The sequence below is a fragment of the Peribacillus sp. P4_C12 genome (assembly GCF_056402095.1).
Map to the genome: position 1 here is coordinate 1 of NZ_JBFUIB010000362.1, position 3,858 is coordinate 3,858.

The window sequence follows — 3,858 nt, forward strand, 5'->3', positions numbered from 1 at the left end:
GTTAAAGATAAAGTGGCGATCATTACGGGGTCTGCTAGAGGAATCGGTTTTGAAATTGGAAAGATCTTTGCTGAAAATGGAGCAAAGGTCGTTCTTTCAGACCTTAATCAAATTACAGTTGAAGATGCAGCTCTAGATTTAAGAAACAAAGGCTTGGAAGTCACCGGCTTTAAAGCAGACGTAACAAAAGAAGAAGATATTATTCAACTAATCAAACAGACCAAAAGGAAATATGGCCGAATTGATATTTTCATTAATAACGCTGGCCTTCAGCATGTTGCTCCGATTGAAGAGTTCCCAACTGAAAAATTCGAACAGATGATCAAAATTATGCTAACCGCTCCATTTATAGCAATTAAAAACGTTTTGCCTATTATGAAAGAACAAGGATTCGGCAGAATCATTAATATCTCTTCCATTAATGGACTGATTGGATTTGCTAATAAAGCAGCGTACAATAGTGCAAAACACGGTGTAATTGGATTGACGAAAGTCGCCGCCCTTGAAAGCGCATCTTCGGGAATTACAGTAAACGCCCTTTGCCCAGGATACGTGGACACACCTCTCGTACGCGGCCAACTGGAAGATCTAGCAAGAACAAGACAAGTGCCACTAGAAAGCGTTTTGGAAGAAGTTATCTATCCGCTCGTCCCACAAAACCGCTTACTCGACGTAAGCGAAATCGCCGACTATGCCATTTTCCTCGCAAGTGACAAAGCCCGAGGCATCACCGGCCAGGCTGTTGTGTTGGATGGTGGTTATACAGCTCAATAAAAAGAAGAGCTCCTACCAGAGGACTATAACCCGGATAAAGGACACGTAATAAAGCGCCCTTTACCTGGGTTTTCTTTATCCTACGAAGGAAACAAATAATAAATAAGGTGTTATTTTTTATTGACATTAAAAATGGTAGGTCATATCCAAACAAAAAAAGAAAGAAAAAAAGAGTTAGTAGCCATTAACCACTCACTCAGATTTCAATTTCATAGGTACAAAACAAATTCATACTATTTAATCTTAAAGTTATGATTGAGAGTGCCTAAAAATTTAAGAAATTCTCAAATTCTTTTCAAATTTAAATTGGAATAATTTCTAAAAAAACGTCTTAAAAATCTCTTGGTGCTGACTACATTCATTGCAGATATATTCTATTTCTAATGCATCTTCTCTTACTGTATGAACTGTCTCTTTTTTACAAGTTTCACAAAATCTTTCTTCGCATATTTCTTCCATTACTAATCACTCTCCATGTTCATATTGTCTTTTTTTACATTATTTTGTGTAGCTATTATATTTTGTGAATAATTAAAGGAAAAATACCATTTTTTCCTGAAGGACCTCCATAATGAAAAAGAAGAAAAGAATTCAGAGACAAAAAAACAACATTATGATGCGATTCCTAGAAACAAGAAGGCTCTGGGTGCCCAAATATACGTATCGGCATTTGATTATAGTAACTTATACCAGAAGCTACATGTATATTAATTGTATATTCGAAGGGAGCACCATAGAAGCAAATCATTATCAGTATATTAAAGAGCAAATTGAATATTATTCATCTAAACCCTTAAGGGAAGCAATATTTTACGTTGTTAAGAATGCAATTATAGAAGGGGTATTTTTACCTGGGGATCGTTTAACGAAAGATGATATCGCCCAACAATTTAACTGTAGCCGTACACCGGTTCGTGAAGCATTGAGAAAATTGGAACAGGAAAACATTCAAGGGTATGGTCAAAAAATACTACCTTACCATTACCCTTGAAAATCACTTTTAAGACTACAATTTAATGCACTACTARCAAATCATGCGAATAAGGAAGTACTATGCATTGGCTGAACTTTGGCTTTAGGATCAATATAGGCTTTAGCATTATTGACTGCAGTAGGACCTTCACCAAATCCTGTTGTAATTAATTTAACCTTTCCTTCATACGTACAAATATCCCCGGCAGCGTATATGCCTGAAATATTTGTTTCTTGCTTGGAATTAACTATAATTGAATTTTTCTCAAGTTTTAGACCCCACTCTTTAATTGGGCCAAGAGAGGAAATAAAACCATAGTTAACAATTAGGTCATCTATGTCAACTAGTTCTTTTTGTTGAGTCTTAGCCTGTTCTAAGACAATTTTAGTGATTTGATCTGCTCCTACCAGCTCTGAAGGAACATAAGGTGTTTTGACTTCAACAGACGAATTCATCAATTGGTTTACACTATGTTCATGAGCACGAAATTTATCTCTTCGATGTATCAATGTTACTTTTTCAGCAATAGGCTCAAGCATAAGTGCCCAATCAAGAGCCGAATCTCCACCGCCTAGAATCGCTACTTTTCTTCCTTTGAATCGAGTCATGTCATTCACAAAATAATGTAAATTCTTGTTTTCAAACTGTGCCGCATCTTCTAGTTCTAATTTTCGAGGCTGAAAAGCTCCATTCCCTGCAGTAATAATAACTGATTTAGAAAAATGAGTATCTAGGTTTGTAGTGATTTTAAATGTCCCATCTTCTAGCTTTTCAATCAGTTTAACCGCTTCGTCAAGACAAATCGTCGGTTCGAATACCTTCATTTGTTCTTTTAAATTCTCTACCAATTCTTGTGCCCGTACTTTTGGAAATCCAGCTATATCATAAATGAATTTCTCAGGATAAAGAGCGGTGAGTTGACCTCCCAATTGAGGAAGACTCTCTATGATTTTCACCTTTGCTTGCCTCATTCCACCATAGAATGCTGTAAATAAACCAACTGGACCGCCACCAATAATTGTAATATCATCAATCTTCTTTTCTTCTATCATCAGTAATCACCTCGAATTTACCCTATTAGAATTAATCGTTCTTCCATTTTGGTCATGTATCTATAGATCTTGAAGGGCGGACTTGCCATGTGTTTCTAGAGATATTTCCTCATTTACCTGACAAGTGATAACAAAATACAAGGAGTCAAAAATGTTAAATATCCGGCTTATGCTTTTCAATGTAGCAATAATAAATGATGTCAAACTAGCGACTTCACTTTCCTTACTAAAAAATAACATGATTCTAAGGAATCATATAAACCTGGTACTAGTTGAGACCATTTTAAGATATCTCTAGTTYAAAAGGATTACCATCAAAAGAAGCTTGGGCTATTTTTATAGATTCGGTTGGACATCCTTATAAAGCATCAAGCACATCCTCCTCTAATTCATCAGGTATGACGACTGTTCCTTCATTATTATCTAATGTAACAAACGCAATACCTTCTTCATCGTAATCATAAATTTCAGGAGCTGTAGCTCAACAAGCAATACAAGTTTCTTTATCAACAATTGTATAATTAGCCATTTCCCCTCGTTTTCTCTCCTTTCTAAGTTCCAGTTTCTACCCAGGGCTCATACAAATCTGGTTGTAGAAATCTGGCTATTTCCTATGCTTTTTCTATTTACTCATTTTTGTTCAGAATTTCTATGTTTCCAAATTAATGCTTCTCTGAGTATTGATAATTACTCATTATGTAAGTCCTAAGTGTTCAGACACTTTAATATGAACACATATTTTAGCTGGTAATTGAATGACATTCGTTTACGTATCAAAACGTTCTAGCAATTCAATAATCACTTTATATGTCGATGTCGTGTCCATATATGCATATCGTCCTTTTCCGTTATAAAAGTTACCTGTTTGAATGACCGGATAACCCATTTTTTCCAACATCTTCATTTTCCCATCCATATCTTTAACGACAAACGAGATATGGTGAACTCCTTCCCCATACGTTTCAAGATGATGCTTCCAAGTACTCGGAGAATCTCCCGGCTCAATCAATTCAATTTGAATTAATGGAGTATTGAAAAATATATATCTTGATTTTCCTT

General features: G+C 35.5%; 4 protein-coding genes and 1 pseudogene. 2 read left to right on the forward strand and 3 right to left on the reverse strand.

Annotated features, from left to right (window positions below):
* Positions 1 to 12 precede the first annotated feature (12 nt).
* Positions 13 to 774 (forward strand): 3-hydroxybutyrate dehydrogenase, encoded by a 762-nt coding sequence (locus tag AC1DUW_RS22930; RefSeq protein ID WP_477643546.1) that lies wholly within the window; start codon positions 13 to 15, stop codon positions 772 to 774.
* Between the two features lie 571 nt (positions 775 to 1,345).
* Positions 1,346 to 1,765, forward strand: coding sequence for a GntR family transcriptional regulator (locus tag AC1DUW_RS22935; protein ID WP_053345933.1), 420 nt, complete (start codon positions 1,346 to 1,348; stop codon positions 1,763 to 1,765).
* A 41-nt stretch (positions 1,766 to 1,806) separates the two neighbouring features.
* Here AC1DUW_RS22935 and AC1DUW_RS22940 read toward each other — a convergent pair whose 3' ends face one another.
* The 3 genes and pseudogenes from AC1DUW_RS22940 to AC1DUW_RS22950 all read right to left on the reverse strand — a co-directional run.
* Complete coding sequence (locus AC1DUW_RS22940) at positions 1,807 to 2,799, reverse strand: NAD(P)/FAD-dependent oxidoreductase (RefSeq protein ID WP_477643544.1); 993 nt, start codon at positions 2,797 to 2,799, stop codon at positions 1,807 to 1,809.
* Between the two features lie 283 nt (positions 2,800 to 3,082).
* A pseudogene (locus AC1DUW_RS22945) lies at positions 3,083 to 3,328 on the reverse strand (ferredoxin).
* Between the two features lie 237 nt (positions 3,329 to 3,565).
* On the reverse strand, positions 3,566 to 3,858 hold a 293-nt coding region (locus AC1DUW_RS22950; RefSeq protein ID WP_477643545.1), incomplete at its 5' end, for a VOC family protein.

Coding starts and splice junctions, on each gene's coding strand:
- AC1DUW_RS22935 (WP_053345933.1), top strand. CDS start 1,346: ATGAAAAAGAAGAAAAGAATTCAGAGACAAAAAAACAACATTATGATG.
- AC1DUW_RS22940 (WP_477643544.1), bottom strand. CDS start 2,799: ATGATAGAAGAAAAGAAGATTGATGATATTACAATTATTGGTGGCGGT.